This window comes from Actinoplanes sp. NPDC051388 (assembly GCF_055586225.1).
On sequence record NZ_JBVJIP010000008.1, the window covers coordinates 71,181 to 85,900 of the forward strand.

General features: G+C 71.7%; 14 protein-coding genes. All 14 read right to left on the bottom strand.

Annotated elements, in window-relative coordinates:
• Positions 1-4 precede the first annotated feature (4 nt).
• The 14 genes from ACZ6TI_RS21045 to murC all read right to left on the bottom strand — a co-directional run bounded on the left by ACZ6TI_RS21045 (position 5) and on the right by murC (position 14,705).
• Positions 5-1,396, bottom strand: coding sequence for a MinD/ParA family ATP-binding protein (locus tag ACZ6TI_RS21045; RefSeq protein ID WP_465346785.1), 1,392 nt, complete (start codon positions 1,394-1,396; stop codon positions 5-7).
• A gap of 406 nt (positions 1,397-1,802) precedes the next feature.
• Positions 1,803-2,687: an RluA family pseudouridine synthase gene (locus ACZ6TI_RS21050; protein ID WP_465347119.1), complete on the bottom strand. Its 885-nt coding sequence runs from the start codon at positions 2,685-2,687 to the stop codon at positions 1,803-1,805.
• A gap of 38 nt (positions 2,688-2,725) precedes the next feature.
• Positions 2,726-3,313 (bottom strand): signal peptidase II, encoded by a 588-nt coding sequence (gene lspA / locus ACZ6TI_RS21055; protein WP_465347120.1) that lies wholly within the window; start codon positions 3,311-3,313, stop codon positions 2,726-2,728.
• The gene (locus ACZ6TI_RS21060; protein WP_465346786.1) at positions 3,286-3,711 is read right to left on the bottom strand and encodes a TraR/DksA family transcriptional regulator; all 426 of its coding nucleotides are present in this window, start codon (positions 3,709-3,711) and stop codon (positions 3,286-3,288) included. Before ACZ6TI_RS21060 ends, lspA begins: the two co-directional genes overlap by 28 nt.
• A gap of 249 nt (positions 3,712-3,960) precedes the next feature.
• Positions 3,961-5,568, bottom strand: coding sequence for a potassium/proton antiporter (locus ACZ6TI_RS21065; protein WP_465346787.1), 1,608 nt, complete (start codon positions 5,566-5,568; stop codon positions 3,961-3,963).
• A complete protein-coding gene (locus ACZ6TI_RS21070) occupies positions 5,565-5,843 on the bottom strand; it encodes a DUF167 domain-containing protein (protein ID WP_465346788.1) in 279 nt (92 codons plus the stop codon). Before ACZ6TI_RS21070 ends, ACZ6TI_RS21065 begins: the two co-directional genes overlap by 4 nt.
• Positions 5,844-6,593: 750 nt before the next feature.
• Positions 6,594-8,243, bottom strand: coding sequence for a phage holin family protein (locus ACZ6TI_RS21075; protein WP_465346789.1), 1,650 nt, complete (start codon positions 8,241-8,243; stop codon positions 6,594-6,596).
• 39 nt (positions 8,244-8,282) lie between these two features.
• Entirely contained in the window at positions 8,283-9,104 is an 822-nt protein-coding gene (locus tag ACZ6TI_RS21080) for a DivIVA domain-containing protein (protein ID WP_465346790.1), read from the bottom strand.
• 43 nt (positions 9,105-9,147) lie between these two features.
• Complete coding sequence (locus ACZ6TI_RS21085; protein ID WP_465346791.1) at positions 9,148-9,456, bottom strand: YggT family protein; 309 nt, start codon at positions 9,454-9,456, stop codon at positions 9,148-9,150.
• 23 nt (positions 9,457-9,479) lie between these two features.
• Positions 9,480-10,184, bottom strand: a complete 705-nt coding sequence (locus ACZ6TI_RS21090; protein WP_465346792.1) for a cell division protein SepF — start codon at positions 10,182-10,184, stop codon at positions 9,480-9,482.
• A gap of 207 nt (positions 10,185-10,391) precedes the next feature.
• Complete coding sequence (locus ACZ6TI_RS21095; RefSeq protein ID WP_465346793.1) at positions 10,392-11,099, bottom strand: YggS family pyridoxal phosphate-dependent enzyme; 708 nt, start codon at positions 11,097-11,099, stop codon at positions 10,392-10,394.
• Positions 11,096-12,223, bottom strand: coding sequence for a cell division protein FtsZ (gene ftsZ / locus ACZ6TI_RS21100; protein WP_465346794.1), 1,128 nt, complete (start codon positions 12,221-12,223; stop codon positions 11,096-11,098). Before ftsZ ends, ACZ6TI_RS21095 begins: the two co-directional genes overlap by 4 nt.
• Positions 12,224-12,507: 284 nt before the next feature.
• The gene (locus tag ACZ6TI_RS21105) at positions 12,508-13,275 is read right to left on the bottom strand and encodes a cell division protein FtsQ/DivIB (protein ID WP_465347121.1); all 768 of its coding nucleotides are present in this window, start codon (positions 13,273-13,275) and stop codon (positions 12,508-12,510) included.
• A gap of 5 nt (positions 13,276-13,280) precedes the next feature.
• Positions 13,281-14,705, bottom strand: coding sequence for a UDP-N-acetylmuramate--L-alanine ligase (murC, locus tag ACZ6TI_RS21110; RefSeq protein ID WP_465346795.1), 1,425 nt, complete (start codon positions 14,703-14,705; stop codon positions 13,281-13,283).
• Positions 14,706-14,720 lie beyond the last annotated feature (15 nt).

Consider the following 14,720-nt stretch of genomic DNA (forward strand, 5'->3'; position numbering starts at 1 on the left):
AGCCTTATTCGGCGAATGGCTCGATCATCATCGACGTCGCCTTGAGCCACGCCGCGCGGGTCTCGGGCAGGAGATCCGAGTACTCGATCGACGACCCGACCTCGAGGGACGGGTCATAAGGGACAACGGCCACGGCCCGGGTACGCGTCGCGAAATGCTTCGTCAGATCGGCCAGCAGCGGCAGCTCCCCCGGCGACGGGCAGGAGATCAACGTCACCGCGTTCTTGACCAGATCCTCCTGTCCCGTGTCGTTGAGCAGGTCGAGCATCCAGTCCGCGGTGAAGGCGGCGTCCTCACGCGGCACGGTGGTGATCACCAGCTGGTCCGCCGCGCCCATCACGGTCTGCCAGTTGACGCTCTCCACGTTGTTGCCGGTGTCCACGCAGATCACGTCGTGGGTGCGGCGCAGCAGGTCCATCACCCGGCGCACGGTGTGCTGGTCGAGTCGCTGGGCGAAGCGCGGGTTCTCCTCGCCGGCCAGCACGTCGTAGGACCCGTCGGCGGCGTGCCGCAGATAACCGTCCAGCTCCTGCAGCAGCGCGTCGCCGTGCATGTGCTCGATCTGCAGCAGGTCGGCGAGCAGGTGCCGGATCGTGCGGGCGTGCCGGGCACTGCCCGCTCGCAGCCCGAGGGTGCCGCGCAGCTCGTTGTCGTCCCACGCCAGCACGCCGCGGCCGCGGACGCTGCCGATGGTGGCCGCGGCCAGCACGGTGGCGGTGGTCTTGTGCACGCCGCCCTTGGGGTTGGCGAACGCCAGCACCCGGGGCGTGCCCAGCTTGCGGCGCATCAGCGCGACCGCGCGGTCGGAGTCCTGCTCGGGACGGGCCTGCCGCCACTCGATCCGGGCCGGGGCCGGCGATGCGGGGGCGGGCGCCGGGCGGGCCGGCGGCAGCACCGCGGCCGACCCGACCGACGCCGCCGCGCGGAAGGCCTGCGGCGGCGGGCCGGGCTGGGGCGGCGGCGCGGGGGCCGGATTGAAGTAGCTGTGCGGCTGCTCGGCCTCGGCGCGGCCGTGGAAACCCTCGGCGAGACGCGACTGCCGGCGCGGGTCCAGCGGGTTGACCGGCGGGCGTTGATCCAGCGGGTTGGCCGGCGGCCGGGACACCGGCCGGCGATCCAGCGGGTTCACCGGGCGGCGGTCGAGCGGGTTGGCCGAGCGCGGCTCGGGCGCGGGCTCGGCCGGGCGGGACGTCTCGGGCAGCCACGAACGGCGATCCAGCGGGCGGGTCGGCAACGGCTCCACGGCGGCCGGGTCGGGCGGGGTGGACGGCTCCCGCGGCGCGGCCTCCTCGGCCTCCTCGCCGCTGCGAGACCCGTGCCGGGCGCGGTCCAGCAGCGCGCGCCAGCGCGGCCCTGAGTCCGCAGGCCGGCCCCAGCCGGTCTCGGTCCCGTCCACGGCTCGTCCTCCCTGCGCTTTCTCGATCTTGCCTGGGCCATCGGGCGTGTCGCGCCACGCCACAGGCTACGGATCCCGACCCTCTCGAGGCCACTCCCCGATGGCCGGACCGCGCATCCGTGGCAGCACGCCGGCAACGCCGCCGACGAGGGTTCTAACGCCCGGATGAGGCCCGGGATGCTCTAGGCGCCGCGGTCGGCACGCCGGACCGGGACGTCGAGGCAGGTGCGTCGGGTTCGGCAGGACTTTCCTCCGATGCCGGCAGAGAAGGGCCGGATCCCGTCGCGGGGGACGCCGAGATCGATTGGTGAGGGAGATGTCACATTGGCCCCGAGCGACGAGGGTAGCGGCGACAAGGTGAGCGGGGCAACCGCAGCGGCGACCGGAACCTGGCCGAGGCGCGTGCTCAGTCTCCGTCGCGGAGCACGGTGAGCGCGTGCTCCAGATCTTCCGGGTAGTCGCTGACGAATCGCACCTCTTCGTGACTGCGCGGGTGCCGGAAGCCCAGCTCGCGTGCGTGCAACCACTGCCGGTTGAGGCGCAGGCGAGTGGCCAGCGTCGGGTCGGCGCCATAGGTCAGATCGCCGACGCAGGGGTGCCGCATGGCCGAGAAGTGCACCCGGATCTGATGGGTGCGGCCGGTCTCCAGCTTGACGTCGATCAGGCTGGCCGAACGGAACGCCTCGAGCGTGTCGTAGTGCGTGACGCTGGGCTTGCCGCCGGACATCACCGCATAGCGGTAGTCCGCGGTCGGGTGCCGGTCGATCGGCGCGTCGATGGTGCCGCGCAGCGGGTCGAGGTGGCCCTGCACCACGGCGTGGTAGCGCTTGTCCACCTCGCGCTCCTTGAACGCGCGCTTGAGCAGCGAATATGCCGTCTCGCTCTTGGCCACCACCATGAGTCCGGTGGTGCCCACGTCGAGGCGGTGCACGACGCCCTGCCGCTCGGCCGCGCCGCTGGTGGCGACGGTCTGGCCCATCGCGGCCAACCCGCCGATCACGGTCGGGCCGGTCCAGCCGGGGCTCGGGTGGGCGGCCACGCCGACCGGCTTGTCCACCACCACGATGTCGTCGTCGCTGTAGACGATCTTGAGACCGGGCACCGGCTCGGCCTTGACCACCGGCGCGGCGACCGGGGCGGGCAATGTCACCTCGAGCCAGGAGCCGGCGGCGACCTTGTCGGACTTGGGACGCGGCACGCCGTCGACCATCGCGTCGCCGGCCTCCACCAGGGTGGCGGCGGCGGTGCGGGAGAGGCCGAAGAGCCGGGAGACGGCCTGATCGAGGCGCATGCCGTCGAGGCCGTCCGGGACGGGGAGGGATCTGGTGGTCACTTTTTCTTTCCGGGGAGGCGGGTGCCGTCGCGCTGGCGCCCGGTCAGCTCCAGCAGGACGGCCAGCACCACCCCAACGCTCAGGCAGCTGTCCGCGATGTTGAAGACGGCGAAATATTCACCGTACGGGCCGAACAGGCTGAACATGTCGACCACGTGGCCGTGCAGGAAGCCCGGGGCCCGGAACAGCCGGTCGGTCAGGTTGCCGAACGCGCCGCCGAGCACCAGGCCGAGGGCCAGCGCCCAGGGCACCGACCGCAGCCGCATGGCCAGGAACCCGATCCAGGTCACCACGGCGATCGTGACCAGCGGGAAGACCCAGGTGTAGTCGCTGCCCAGACTGAACGCCGCCCCGCTGTTGCGCAGCAACGACAGATAGATCAGTCCGCCCAGGGCGCGGACCGGCTCGCCGTCGGTGAGGTTTTCCGTCGACAGGTGCTTGACCACCTGGTCGAGGGTCACGGCGAGCACCGCGACGATTCCGAGCACGAGGATCGCCCGGCTCGCGGCGCGCGGCTTTGCTGCCGGCGGCTCGGTCACCGTGGCCTCATCGGCGTTCAGCGTCGTTCCTCCAGCTGCTTGCAGGACACGCACAGGGTCGCGGACGGGAACGCCGCCAGCCGCTCGACCGGGATGGCGTTGCCGCACTTTTCGCACCAACCGTAGTTGCCCTCGCCGAGCCGGTCGATGGCGCGCTCCACCTGATTGATCCGCTCGAGCAGATTGTTGGCGAGGGAGATCTCCTGCTCACGCTCGAAGGTCTTGGTGCCGGTGTCCGCGGTGTCGTCGCCGGCCGAGTCGGTCAGGCGGTCGCGCTGCAGCTCAGTGATCTCGGTGAGCGTCTGGTCGTACTCCGTCTGGAGCTCGCCGCGACGCGCCTCGAGCGCCGTCGCGATCTTCTTGGTCTCCGCCGCGCTGCGCGCCCGCTTGGTGGTGGCGGTCTTGGCGGACGAGGCCGACCTTGTCTCGGTTGCCTTGGCCATGGTCGCTCCCTCGGGCCGCGCGGGGCGCGGCGGTCGGCATTGCTATTGCCCCCTACGTGCACAAACGGCGCGGCGACCAGGGGTCGCGCACACCGGAGGCTGGCTACGATACGGAACGTGAAGAGCAGCGACAACACGGCGCACCGGACCCCGGCTCGCCAACCGGGGCGAAACGCCCGGACGTCGGGTCAGAAACCCGACCTTGTCCGGTTCGCCCCATTTCATATTCGTGAAAATCCCAGCTGATTCTCAGGCGCGCGGCTCGTCGCCCAACTCCCCGAACCAGCGGGCCAGGCGACCGCGCCGGCTGACCGCCCGCAGCCGCCGCTCGGCCACGTCCCGGGCGGCCGCGGTGGCCACGATGAGCAGGGCATCGCCGGAGCGCAGCCGGGTGTCCGGCGCCGGTACGAACCCCGCACCGTCCCGCACCACCAGCGTGATCGCCGCGCCCACCGGCAGCCGCAGCTCGTCGATGTGCACACCGGCCAGCCGCGATCCCTCCGGCACGTCGATCTGCAGCAGGTCGGCGTTCATCTTCTCCAGCGGGGCGGTCTCCACGTGCAGTTCGGCGGCCTCCCCCGGTGCGGTCACGCCGAGCACCCGGGCGGCCGGCGCGAGCGTGCCGGCCTGCAGCAGGGTGAAGATGATGACCAGCACGAACACGGCGTTGAAGAGTCCGGCCGCGCCGGTGGTGCCGGCCGACAGCGGGATGGTGGCGAGCACGATCGGGACCGCGCCGCGCAGCCCGGCCCAGGACAGGAAGGCACTTCCCCGCCAGCCGATCCTGTTCTCCGCGAGCCGCGGCCGGCGCAGCGGCACCCAGCGCCGGCTGCCCGCGCGCTGGGTGCCCTGTCTGCTCTGCCGCGAGCCCTGCCGCCGGAACGGCCGGGCCAGCACCACGCAGATCACCACGGACAGCGGCCGGGCGAGGAAGACCAGGGCCAGGCCGACCACCAGCGCCGGGATCAGCGCCTCGTCCAGTTCGCCGGGCGAGACCAGCAGCCCGAGCAGCACGAACAGCCCGATCTGGGCCAGCCAGGCGAGCCCGTCGGCGAACCCGAGGATGGCCCGGCGATGCGGCAGCCGGCGCGCGTTGCCGAGCACCACGCCGGCCACGTAGACCGCGAGGAACCCGCTGGCGTGCGCGACCGCTCCCGCCGCGTAGGCCAGGAACATCAGCCCGACGGCCGCGATCGGATAGAGCCCGGCGGACGGCAGCGCGGCGTTCCGGAGCAGCCAGCGCCCGATCATCGCGACCATCCAGCCGAGTGCCCCGCCGGCGGCCAGCTCGTAGGCCACCACGATCAGCTCGTACCACCACGGGTGCGCGAACGCCCCGGTCGCCGACAGCAGCACCACCAGCAGCACGACGGGAGCGTCGTTCATGCCGGACTCCGCCTCGAGCGTGGCGACCAGCCGCGAGGGCAGCGGCAGCCGGCGCAACGTCGCGAACACCGCGGCCGCGTCCGTAGACGACAGCACCGCGCCATAGAGCAGCGACAGCCGCCAGTCGAGATCCAGGATCAGATGCACGGCCACGCCGACCACCGCGATGCTCACCGCGACCCCGACGGTGGCAAGCACCGCCGACAACCCCAGGACCGGCTTGAGGGTGGTCCAGCGAGCGGTCAGCCCACCCTCGGCGATGATCATGATCAGAGCGCAAAACCCGAGGGTACGGGTGAGCTCGGCATCATCGAACCGGATGCCGAGTCCGGACTCCCCGATGACCATCCCGATCAGCAGATAGACCAGCAGACTGGGCAGCCCGAGCCGCGTGGACAGCCGCACCGCCGCCACCGCGACCAGCAGCACCGCCGCCGCGATCAGCAGGGCCTGGTCGAGATTGCCGCTCACCCGCCACCGTCGCGCAGCAACTCCACCCGCGGCCCGATCCCCTCGGCCGGCGCGGCAACGGTGAAAACCTTGTCCCGACTGGTCGCGCCGACCTTGAGCGTCACGGCCGCGGGCCGAAGCCCCAACGCGGCGGCAAGCGTCCGACGCACCGCCTCGGTGGCCTTGCCGTCCACCGCAGGCGCCCCGACGGCAACGACCAGCGCGGCCCCGTGCGGCCCGTCATAACAGCCCCCGACGGCGGTCCGCCCGGCCCCGGGCTTGACCCGCACCGCCACGGAGACCTCAGAGGCCCCACCGGCTCCGGCAACCTGCGAGGCGCCCGCCGACCCGGCACCCCGTGACTCGGGACCCCCTGATCCGGCACCACGCCCGGAAGCCCGCCGATTGCCCACGCCCCATTGTCCCGATCTTCGATCGACACAGCGCACCGGGTCCACGCCGCAACCCTGAGTAACAACCAGAAAGTCCCAGCCCAACGGTCCGCCACCACCCACGATCACCCAGCGCCACGCCGACGCCCAGACGTTGGGCGCGAGAAAGAAGCAGGCGGAAAGGGCAAACGGAGCGTCGACAGGCGCAAGAGAAACGCACGCGGAGGCGAGGTCCGAAGACGAAACGCGAAGGGGGACGGCGCGCGACGCGAGGCAGCGCGAGACGGACCGCATGACGCGAGACGGGACGCCGCGCGGCGCGAGGCAGCGCGAAGCGGGCGGCGCGCGAGGCAGGGCGAAGCGGGCGGCGCGAGGCAGGGCGAAGCGGGACGCCACGCGGCGCAAGGCAGCGCGAGACGGCGCGGCACGACGCGAAGCGGCGCGAGACGGCGCGGCACGACGCGAGACGGCGCGGCACGACGCGAGACGGCGCGGCACGACGCGAGACGGCGCGGCACGACGCGAGACGGCGTGACGCGAGGCAGGGGAAGTCCGACTCATGACGTGCCAGCCGGGCAAGGTTGTTGCTGCCTGAGGTGGTTCCTCGGATATAACCCGCAGCCCGGCACGCCGTGGCAGCGGTGGGGTGGCTGGTCAGCGGTGAGGGGCGTTGGCTACCAGGCGGTCTACCGGGCGGCACAGGCCGCACGGGTTGAAGCCCAGCTCTACCGCTTCGCTGACTGGGAGGGGCTCGGTCAGGCGGCCGGCCAGGTGCTGGCAGTCACCCATGTGGTAGCGCGGGCGGCCGTCTACCACGAAGACCTCGGCGTCCATGCGGGCCACCTGGACAGCGTCGCCGGGGCGGACCGCCTGGGGGTAGGGCTCATCGTCCGGGTCGTCCTCGTCGGGCTCGGCGAAATCGTCGGCCGGTGGGGGCGCGGCGGGAGGGGCCGTGACGCGGGGGTCATCGTCGTCGTCCAGCAGAAGAGGGCCGTCGGGGCCGCGGGTGCTGTCGAAGAAGCCGAACTGACCCTCCGGCTCTTCGGCGGCCGGTCCGCGGCGCCACGACTCGTCCTGGCTCTCCGAACGGGCCGCGCCGATCACCGACGAGGCGCGGTCGTAGTCGGGGGCCGCGCGGTCGTCGCCCTCGGGGCCGAACATCTTCGCGTCTCGGTCCAAGATCGGGTCAGACCCGGAGAAATCGGAATTTACTTCGCCTTGGGTGGCCGCCCCGGCGGGCGCCCTCCGCGCATAGCTGCCACGGGCGTCCTCGCGCTCGTCAGCGTCCAGGTCCTCGTCGTAGTCGTCGTCTGCCACACCAGGCGGCGGCGGAAAGTCGTCCCCGCGCGCGGACCGGGCCCCGGGCGAAAGCCCGAAATCATCCCCACGCACGGATCCAGTCCCGGGTGGCGGCGCGAAATCGTCCTCACGCACAGACCCACCACCGGACCGCGGCGCAAAGTCATCCTCACGCACAGACCCACCACCGGACCGCGGCGCGAAATCATCCTCACGCACAGACCCACCACCGGACCGCGGCGCGAAATCATCCTCACGCACAGACCCACCACCGGACCGCGGCGCGAAATCGTCCTCGCGCGAAGACCCCGCCCCGGTAGACGGGGCGAAACCGCCTCCGTGCATGGAACCGGCCGCCGGCGGCGCGAAGTCGTCGCGCTCGGACCCGGCTGCCGGCGGCGGCGCGAAATCGTCACCGTGCGTGGGTCCACCCGCGGGCGGCGCGAAGTCGTCGCGCGCGGAACCGGCGGGGGGCGGCGGAGCGAAGTCGTCCCTGCGGCCGGGGCCGGGCTTGACCGGCGGTGCGAAGTCGTCCGCGGCGCCGGCGGCTGCCGGCGAACCGGGAGCCGTGGGGGCGGCCGGGGAGGACGGGTCAGCGGGGGCGAAGGGGTCGGCGGGTGAGACCGGTGCGGTGCCGGGCGGGGGCGGCGGCGGGTAGTCGTCGACCGCGGCGCCGCGCAGGGCGCTCTCGGCGGCTCGTGCGCCCTGTGCCGTGTGGGTGCCGGCGGTGCGGGGGCCCGCGGCGCGGCGGGCGCCCGCGGTCGCGAACTCGGCCGGCGACTGGCTGTCGGCCAGGAAGGGGTCGTCCTCAGGTGACGCGGGCACGCCGCCGGGCGCCGTGGCTCGGCGTTTGGTGGCGGCCTGGCGTGCGCCGATGACCAGCGCGACCGCGGCCAGCAGGCTGGCCACGATCGAGATGATCAGCATGGTGCTCGACCCCGCGACGAGGCCCAGGACGAGCAGCGTCACCGCGACGAGGATGAGCAGGAGAGTGACAACGATCATGGCTCATCCTCGTCGAGGTGCAGCCGCCGACGACGAGCGTCAGCGGCCCGATTCGATGGAGTTGGCGCGGCTGCCGCCATAGGACCCGGCGAGGCCCGCAGCGGCCAGACCACCGGAACCACCGACCGCCCGGCCGGCATCCGCCCGGGTCATCTCGGCCTCCAAGCCCTGTCCGCGGCCGTCGAGGTCGCGCAGCTGGCTTTCCAGATACGCCTTCAGGCGCGTCCGGTACTCCCGCTCGAACTGCTTGAGCTCCTCGATGTGCTTCTGCAGCGCCGACCGCTTGGCGTCCAGGCCGCCCATGGCCTCCTGGTGCCGCTGGCGAGCGTCCCGCTCGAGCGCGTCCGCCTTGGCGCGTGCCTCGCGGGTGACCTCCTCCGCCTTGGAGCGGGCGTCGGAGAGAAGCTTGTCGGCCTCACGCCGGGCGTCGGACACGTGGTCGTCGGCCGTGCGCTGAGCCATCATGAGGACGCGCAGCGCCTGCTGCTCGCCATCGCCGCCGCCGGAAGAGGTGGAACCGGCGCCGACCGGGCCCTGGGCACGGACCTGCTCGAGCTCGGCCTGCATCTGGCGGGCGGCCTGCTCGGCCGCGGACTTGTCCCGCTGGACCCGGTCGAGCTGGGCCTTCATGTCGTTGAGCTCCGCCGCCAGACGCGGGTCGGCGCCCGAGACGGCTGGTGCGCCACCCCGGCCGCCGCGCTCCACCTGGGCGCGCAGCTCGTTGTTCTCCTCGATCAGACGGGCGAGTTCGCGCTCAACCTCGTCCAGGAAGGCGTCGACCTCCTCCTCGTCGTACCCCCGCTTGCCGATCGGGGGCTTCTTGAAGGCGACGTTGTGCACGTCGGCCGGGGTCAGCGGCATCGAAACTCCTCGGGTCAGTTGCGGCCGCGTGGGGCGCAGCCCATCAGACGCTGAAGGTCATGATGAGGCGCGCTAACACGAAGTTCAAAAGCACGAACAGGATAACCAGCAGGACCAGGGACGCCAGGTCCAAGCTCACGTTACCAATTCGAAGCGGTGGGATCACACGCCTCAACGCCTTAAGCGGCGGATCAGTGACGCTCCACACCGACTCCATTGCCGCTGACGCGCCCCGCCCGGGCTGCCAGCGGCGCCCGTATTGCAGCACCGCGCCCAGGACGAAGCGCGCCAGAAGAGTCAGAAAGAAGACGTAGACCAACAGGTAGAGCACCTGGAAAACGATCGACAGCACGGTGGGCGGATCCCTCGTTAGGGTCAACTCTGGTTGAAGAAGCCGCCCTCAGCGATCTTGGCCTTGTCCTCCGCGGTGACCTGGACATTCGCCGGTGAGAGCAGGAAAACCCGGTTGGTCACGCGCTCGATCGTACCCCGCAGGCCAAACGCCAGGCCGGCGGCGAAGTCAACCAGCCGGCGCGCGTCGCCCTCGTCCATCTCGGTGAGGTTGATGATCACCGGAACACCGTCGCGGAAGTGCTCCCCGATGGTCCGCGCCTCGCGGTACGTGGTCGGGTGCAGCGTGGTGATCTGGTAACGCTGGTCCTCCTCGGCCGGGCGCTGGTGCACCTGAGACTGCGGCGCGAGCGCGAGATTGTCCCGCGTGGCGTAACTGAGCGCGCTGGAGTTGTCGCTCGAGGTGGTCGACCGCGTGATGGAACGGACACTGGCACGTTCCGGCCGCTCGGGACGCTCATCCTCGTCCCGGTCGGTGGCGCGGGCGGCGTTGCGCTCGCTGAGCCGGACCCGCTCCGAGGTCCGGGCCCGCGGCAGCGCCGGCGCCTCCTCGACGTCCTCGTCCTCGTCGGCGAACTCGTCGGCGTAGGCGTAACCGTTGTCCCGGTCGCGGCCACGCTCGCGGTATCCGCCGGGCTCACGGTCGCGGTAGCCACGGTCGTCGTACGCCCGCTCGTCGTCCTCCTCGACGAGACCGAGCCACACCCCCGCCTTGCGCAGAGCACTCATGCTGTCACCTCGTCCCGTATGGCGCCGAACCGACCGTTCATTGCCCCCACCTCGACCTTCCGATGTGCGACCCACACCCCCATGCGGGCCGCAACCCCCCTTGCACGCGCCTGACGCAGACGTGCGCTGCGCTGTCCGGGCGTGACGGCGGCAGCACCACGCGTCACGCGTAAACAACACCTATGTAGTTTGCTGCCCGCCGCAAGGCTACCGCAGCAGGTTTCGCATCCCGAGTAAAGAAGTCCCGATCCGCACGTGTGTCGCCCCGTGCGCGATGGCCGCCTCCAGGTCTCCGCTCATCCCCGCGGACACCGTGGTCGCACCCGGATGCTCGGCCGCCACCCGCTGCGCGATCCCGGCGAGCCGTTCGAACGCCCGCGCCGGGTCCTCCCCGGCCGGCGCCACCGCCATCACCCCGTCCAGCCGCAGGCCCGAAGCCGACGCCACCGCCTCCACGGTGGGCAACAGCTCGCCCTGCAAGGAGGCGCCGCCGCGAGCGGGATCGCCGTCCAGGCTGACCTGGACCAGCACGTCGAGCGGGGTGTCCCGCAGATCCTGGGCGGCCCGATCCAGCGCCTCGGCCAGTCGCACCGAGTCGACCGACTCGACCAGGTCGGCATAACGAGCCACCGAGCGGGCCTTGTTGCGCTGCAGCTGCCCGACGAAATGCCAGCGCACGACGGCGCCGGCAGCGCGTACCGAAGAAGCCTTGGCCTTTGCCTCTTGGTCCTTGTTCTCGCCGACCTCGGTGGCGCCGAGCTCGGCGAGCAGCACGACGTCGCTCGCCGGATAGGTCTTGGTGATCGCCACCAGGGTGACCTCGTCCGGCGCCCGGCCGGCTGCCTGACAGGCGCGCGCAATCCGCCCCCGGACCTGGTCCAGGTTGGCGGCGAGTTGCGCGCGCCGGTCGGTCACGAGCCGTTCTTGAGGAAGTCCGGCACGTCGACGTCGTCGAAGAGCACCCGCCGCGGTGGCGGCGTGCTGGTGGCCGGCGAGCTGGACACCGGCACCGGCGAGGTCGGCGCCACGGCCGGCGGCGAGCTCTGCTGCTGCACCACCTTGCGGGGAGTCTCGGCCGGCTTGTACGAAGGCGTGCCCCCGTCGAAGCCCGCCGCGATCACCGTCACCCGCACCTCGTCGCCGAGCGCGTCGTCGATGACCGCGCCGAAGATGATGTTCGCGTCCGGGTGGGCCGCGTCGGTGACCAGCTGCGCCGCGTCGTTGATCTCGAACAGGCCGAGGTCGGAACCGCCGGCGATGGAGAGCAGCACACCGCGCGCGCCGTCCATGCTCTGCTCGAGCAGCGGGCTGGAGATCGCCTTCTCCGCCGCCTCGACCGCGCGGTTGTCGCCGCGGGCGCTGCCGATGCCCATCAGAGCGCTGCCCGCGCCGGACATCACGCTCTTCACGTCGGCGAAGTCCAGGTTGATCAGGCCCGGCGTGGTGATCAGGTCGGTGATGCCCTGCACGCCGGAGAGCAGCACCTGGTCGGCCTGCCGGAATGCGTCCATCATGCTGATCCCGCGGTCGCCGAGCGCGAGCAGCCGGTCGTTCGGGATCACGATCAGGGTGTCGCACTGGTTGCGCAGCTCGTCGATGCCGGACTCGGCCTGCACCTGGCGGCGCTTGCCCTCGAACGAGAACGGCCGGGTGACCACGCCGATGGTGAGCGCGCCGAGCTTGCGGGCGATGTTCGCGACCACCGGCGCACCGCCGGTGCCCGTGCCGCCGCCCTCGCCGCACGTCACGAAGACCATGTCGGCGCCCTTGAGCACCTCTTCGATCTCGTCGCGGTGGTCCTCGGCGGCGTTCTTGCCGACCTCGGGCTGCGCGCCGGCGCCGAGGCCCCGGGTCAGCTCGCGGCCCACGTCGAGCTTCACGTCGGCGTCGCTCATCAGCAGGGCCTGCGCATCGGTGTTGATCGCGATGAACTCGACGCCCTTGAGCCCGACCTCGATCATCCGGTTGACGGCGTTCACCCCGCCGCCACCGATGCCGACGACCTTGATCACGGCAAGGTAGTTATGTGGAGGTGTCATCGGGCTCAGCCTTCCCTTCCAGGGTTGGCGGCTGTCGAGGGCCCCTGCGGTTCCGGCCAGAACCACACTTCGACAGCCGCAGCCGTACAAGGGAGGGCGAGGAAACCCTCACCCTCTACTAGAGGCTTAGTCTTATGTCAACCATCGAACCTCTGGTCGCTACGTAAGCAGCCGTCCCACGACAAACCAAACACCCCGGCGGCGTGTCGGGACGCGCTTAGGTGGCGAGTATCCGACTTGGCCGTAACCTCAACCAAAAAGCGCCGTTTGTGCGCTTTGTCCAACTATCGAATCGTCACCACGGCCGGCGCGCTGACGTCGATGATCTGGCCGTCCCGGCGCAGCAGAGCGGTGGACACCTTGGCCTTGGTCTCACTGGCCGAGTCGTCACCCCAGATCACCTTGCGGTCCTTGCGCAGCAGCAGTTCGATCCGGGCCGGCGCCGGCACCGAGATGCGCAACACCTGCTCGCGCAGGTCCTCGGTGAACGATCCGAGCACGGTCAGCAGCGCCTTGGTGTTCACGTCCGCCGGGCCCGGCTTGGCCAGGTCGGCGATCGGCAGCCCGGCCGGCTTGCGGACGACCGAACGATAGGGCACGCCCTCGCCGTCGATCAGGGTGAACTTCTTGCCGTCCGGCACCGCGGCCACCGGCGTGCGCTCGACCACCTGCACCACGACCGTGCCCGGCCAGCTGCGGGACACCACGGCGTGGTCGACCGGCGCCAGATTTTGCACCCGGATCCGCACCGCGTCGAGGTCGACCCGTGCCAGCGGCTCGCGCATCTGCACCGCCGCCGCCTCCCGCACCTGCAGCGGGGTCAGCACGTCGGCGCCCACCACCTGCACGTCGCGCACGCCCAGCACCGGCGTCGCGAGCACCATGTAGAGCAGCCCGCCGAAGACCGCGACCACGCCGAGGCCGACCGCCCAGGGCAATGCGGCCCGCAGCCGGCGCTGGCGGGCACGGGCCATGAACCGGCGCACCGAGGAGGGCACCGCATCGGTGTCCGCCCGGACCAGTCGCCAGTTCCGCCCGCCCCCGCCGGCCATCATGACTAGTTGCCGCCCGACACGAGCGCGGCCAGCAGTTCGTCGCCCATCAGCGAGATCGGCGGCGCGCCCATCGTCACGACCACGTCGCCGGGACGGCTGCGGCGGACCACCTCGGCCGGCACGTCCTCCCAGGACGGCACGAACACCTTGCGGTCGGCGGGCAGGTCGATGGCCGCGGTCAGCGCGACCCCGCCCTCCCCCGGGCCGCGGACCTCGCCCGGCCCGAACACCTCCATCACGATCACCTCGTCGGCGATCGCCAGGCCCTCGGCGAGCTCGGCCTCCAGGTCGCGGGTGCGATAGACCCGGTACGGCTGGAACACCACCAGCAGCCGCCCGTCCCCGGCCACCTCGCGCAGCGTGCGCAGTGCCGCCTTGACCGAGGTCGGGTGGTACGCGTACTCGTCGTAGACCCGCACCCCCTCGGCGATGCCCTTGCGCTCGAACCGGCGCCGCACCCCCGGGAAGGAGGCCAGCGCCTCGGTGATCGACTTCAGCGGGATGCCCAGCTCGAGCGCGGTGAGCACGGCCGCCGCGCTGTTCAGCCCCATGTGCGTGCCGGGCAGCGCGAGCCGGATCTCGCCCAGGTCCTGGCCGCCCAGGACGGCGTGGTAGCGGACTCCGCCGGCCGACGAGGAGACGTCCGAGATCCGCAGATCGGCCGCTTCGCTCACGCCGTACGTGTAAACGGTCCGGCCCTCGGCGTGCAGCGCCGCGATCAGCTCGGCCACCCCCGGGTCGTCGGCGCAGGTCACCACGAACCCGTCCGCGGCGGTGAGCCGGGCGAAGTCGAGGAACCCGGCCTTCAGCCCGTCGAGGTCACCCCAGTTGTTCAGGTGATCGCCCTCGATGTTGGTGATGATCGCGACGTGCGGGCGGTAGATCAGGAACGACTTGTCGCTCTCGTCCGCCTCGGCCACGAAGTGCGGCCCGGTGCCGTGGTGCCCGTTGGAACCGGCCTCGGAGATCTCGCCACCGATCACGAAGGACGGGTCCTGCCCGGCGTGCTGCAGGATCACCGTCATGATCGAGGTGGTGGTGGTCTTGCCGTGGGTGCCGGCCACCGCGATGGTCTGCCGGTTGGTCATCGCCGCGGCCAGCGCCTCGGACCGGTGCAGCACCCGCAGCCCGCGCCGGCGCGCCTCGACCAGCTCGAGGTGGTCCTGCGGGATCGCGGTCGAATAGACCACCGTGTCCACGCCGTCCAGGTTCGACGCCACGTGCGCCATGTGGACGGTGCCGCCGAGCGCGCGCAACGCGGCCAGGGCGGGCCACTCCCGCAATTCACTGCCCGAGACCGGTACGCCGCGGGTGAGCAACAGCCGCGCGAGGCCGCCCATGCCCACTCCACCGATGCCGATCAGGTGCACGCTGCCCAGGTCCTCGGCGGTCAACTCACCGGCCGGCGACAGCTCCGCCGTGTTCACTTCGTCGCTCCCCTT

Excerpts from the sequence above, each read along its gene's own strand:
- ACZ6TI_RS21060 (WP_465346786.1), bottom strand. The coding sequence starts at position 3,711 with ATGGCCAAGGCAACCGAGACAAGGTCGGCCTCGTCCGCCAAGACCGCC.
- ACZ6TI_RS21075 (WP_465346789.1), bottom strand. The coding sequence starts at position 8,243 with ATGATCGTTGTCACTCTCCTGCTCATCCTCGTCGCGGTGACGCTGCTC.
- ACZ6TI_RS21080 (WP_465346790.1), bottom strand. The coding sequence starts at position 9,104 with ATGCCGCTGACCCCGGCCGACGTGCACAACGTCGCCTTCAAGAAGCCC.
- ftsZ (WP_465346794.1), bottom strand. The coding sequence starts at position 12,223 with ATGACACCTCCACATAACTACCTTGCCGTGATCAAGGTCGTCGGCATC.
- ACZ6TI_RS21050 (WP_465347119.1), bottom strand. The coding sequence starts at position 2,687 with ATGCGCCTCGATCAGGCCGTCTCCCGGCTCTTCGGCCTCTCCCGCACC.
- ACZ6TI_RS21105 (WP_465347121.1), bottom strand. The coding sequence starts at position 13,275 with ATGGCCGGCGGGGGCGGGCGGAACTGGCGACTGGTCCGGGCGGACACC.
- ACZ6TI_RS21090 (WP_465346792.1), bottom strand. The coding sequence starts at position 10,184 with ATGAGTGCTCTGCGCAAGGCGGGGGTGTGGCTCGGTCTCGTCGAGGAG.